Origin of the sequence: Paenarthrobacter sp. NPDC091669 (assembly GCF_044756725.1) — a bacterium.
GTDB classification, from domain to species: Bacteria; Actinomycetota; Actinomycetes; order Actinomycetales; family Micrococcaceae; genus Arthrobacter; species Arthrobacter bambusae_C.
The window spans coordinates 1-3251 of record NZ_JBIVTK010000021.1 but is presented as its reverse complement, the minus strand read 5'-3'; the positions used below and the strand labels follow the sequence as shown (position 1 = coordinate 3251).

The 3251-nt window shown below is 55.0% G+C and carries 1 rRNA gene; it reads left to right on the top strand.

What is annotated here, in order from left to right:
* Positions 1 to 205: 205 nt before the first annotated feature.
* Positions 206 to 3251, top strand: a 23S ribosomal RNA gene (locus ACIQLI_RS22410); the annotation flags it as partial.

Here is a 3251-nt window from a genome sequence, read left to right as displayed (position 1 = left end):
CTTTGTGGGGTGGTGGTGGTCTGGTTGATGGGGTTGTTGTTTGAGAACTACATAGTGGACGCGAGCATCTAGAACACATGCTTTTGGTGTGTGTTCTTACAGCAATTTCTTATGAATGAACCTGGCCCTTGTGGTCATGGTTCTCTCGATATGAATGATGCATCGTAGACCGGCAGGCCCTTTTGGGGTTTGTTGGTTTGTGTGTGGTCAAGTTTTTAAGGGCACACGGTGGATGCCTTGGCATTAGGAGCCGAAGAAGGACGTAGGAATCTGCGATAAGCCTGGGGGAGTTGATAACCGAGCGTTGATCCCAGGATGTCCGAATGGGGAAACCCCGCACAACGCTGTGAGGTGATTGTGTGACCCGCATCTGAACACATAGGGTGCGTGGGGGGAACGCGGGGAAGTGAAACATCTCAGTACCCGCAGGAAGAGAAAACAATAGTGATTCCGTTAGTAGTGGCGAGCGAACGCGGATCAGGCTAAACCGTTTCCATGTGTGATAGCCGGCGGGCGTTGCATGGGCGGGGTTGTGGGACTTTCCGTGATGGTTCTGCCGGACCGTTGGGGTGATGTGCAGGCATAGGTGAACGGTCTTGAAAGGCCGGCCAGAGAGGGTGGGAGCCCCGTAACCGTAATGTTGTGTGCAGCCTGGAGAGTATCCCAAGTAGCACGGGGCCCGAGAAATCCCGTGCGAATCTGTCAGGACCACCTGATAAGCCTAAATACTTCCTAATGACCGATAGCGGACCAGTACCGTGAGGGAAAGGTGAAAAGTACCCCGGGAGGGGAGTGAAACAGTACCTGAAACCGTGTGCTTACAATCCGTCGGAGCAACCGCGAGTGATCGCATAGTAGTTGTGACGGCGTGCCTTTTGAAGAATGAGCCTGCGAGTTAGTGTTACGTCGCGAGGTTAACCCGTGTGGGGTAGCCGTAGCGAAAGCGAGTCTGAATAGGGCGAGTGTAGTGGCGTGATCTAGACCCGAAGCGGAGTGATCTACCCATGGCCAGGTTGAAGCGACGGTAAGACGTCGTGGAGGACCGAACCCACTTCAGTTGAAAATGGAGGGGATGAGCTGTGGGTAGGGGTGAAAGGCCAATCAAACTCCGTGATAGCTGGTTCTCCCCGAAATGCATTTAGGTGCAGCGTTGCGTGTTTCTTGCCGGAGGTAGAGCTACTGGATGGCCGATGGGCCCTACAAGGTTACTGACGTCAGCCAAACTCCGAATGCCGGTAAGTGAGAGCGCAGCAGTGAGACTGTGGGGGATAAGCTTCATAGTCGAGAGGGAAACAGCCCAGACCACCAACTAAGGCCCCTAAGCGTGTGCTAAGTGGGAAAGGATGTGGAGTTGCGAAGACAACCAGGAGGTTGGCTTAGAAGCAGCCATCCTTGAAAGAGTGCGTAATAGCTCACTGGTCAAGTGATTCCGCGCCGACAATGTAGCGGGGCTCAAGTACACCGCCGAAGTTGTGGATTTCACACATTGCCCTAGCCTTCGTGGTTCAGGGGTGTGGAGTGGTAGGGGAGCGTCGTGTGGGCAGTGAAGTCGCGGTGGAAACCAGCGGTGGAGCCTACACGAGTGAGAATGCAGGCATGAGTAGCGAAAGACGGGTGAGAAACCCGTCCGCCGAATGATCAAGGGTTCCAGGGTCAAGCTAATCTGCCCTGGGTAAGTCGGGACCTAAGGCGAGGCCGACAGGCGTAGTCGATGGACAACGGGTTGATATTCCCGTACCGGCGAAAAACCGTCCATGCCAAGCGGGGGATACTAACCGCCCGGAGCCTGCCCGCTCACCCTTGTGGTGTTGTGGGTTTTGGCCGAGCGCGGGACCTGATCCCGGGAGGTAAGCGTATTAACAGGTGTGACGCAGGAAGGTAGCCGGGCCGGGCGATGGTTGCCCCGGTCTAAGGATGTAGGGTCAGGGATAGGCAAATCCGTTCCTGTGTGTTGAATCACGATCCTGAGATCTGATGGGACTCCCGTATGGGGGGATCCGGTGATCCTATGCTGCCAAGAAAAGCATCGACGCGAGGTTTTAGCCGCCCGTACCCCAAACCGACACAGGTGATCAGGTAGAGAATACCAAGGCGATCGAGAGAATTATGGTTAAGGAACTCGGCAAAATGCCCCCGTAACTTCGGGAGAAGGGGGGCCTGCCCCGTGATGGAGACTTGCTCTCCGTGAGCGGGTGTGGGCCGCAGAGACCAGGGGGAAGCGACTGTTTACTAAAAACACAGGTCCGTGCGAAGTCGCAAGACGATGTATACGGACTGACTCCTGCCCGGTGCTGGAAGGTTAAGAGGACCGGTTAGCCACTTCGGTGGCGAAGCTGAGAATTTAAGCCCCAGTAAACGGCGGTGGTAACTATAACCATCCTAAGGTAGCGAAATTCCTTGTCGGGTAAGTTCCGACCTGCACGAATGGAGTAACGACTTCCCCGCTGTCTCAACCATAAACTCGGCGAAATTGCAGTACGAGTAAAGATGCTCGTTACGCGCAGCAGGACGGAAAGACCCCGAGACCTTTACTATAGTTTGGTATTGGTGTTCGGAGTGGCTTGTGTAGGATAGGTGGGAGACGTTGAAACCCGGACGCCAGTTCGGGTGGAGTCATCGTTGAAATACCACTCTGGTCACTTTGGACATCTAACTTCGGCCCGTGATCCGGGTCAGGGACAGTGCCTGATGGGTAGTTTAACTGGGGCGGTTGCCTCCTAAAAAGTAACGGAGGCGCCCAAAGGTTCCCTCAGCCTGGTTGGCAATCAGGTGTCGAGTGTAAGTGCACAAGGGAGCTTGACTGTGAGAGAGACATCTCAAGCAGGGACGAAAGTCGGGACTAGTGATCCGGCGGTACATTGTGGAATGGCCGTCGCTCAACGGATAAAAGGTACCTCGGGGATAACAGGCTGATCTTGCCCAAGAGTCCATATCGACGGCATGGTTTGGCACCTCGATGTCGGCTCGTCGCATCCTGGGGCTGGAGTAGGTCCCAAGGGTTGGGCTGTTCGCCCATTAAAGCGGTACGCGAGCTGGGTTTAGAACGTCGTGAGACAGTTCGGTCCCTATCCGCTGCGCGCGCAGGAAATTTGAGAAGGGCTGTCCTTAGTACGAGAGGACCGGGACGGACGAACCTCTGGTGTGTCAGTTGTACTGCCAAGTGCATCGCTGATTAGCTACGTTCGGATGGGATAACCGCTGAAAGCATCTAAGCGGGAAGCTCGCTTCAAGATGAGATTTCCATACACAGT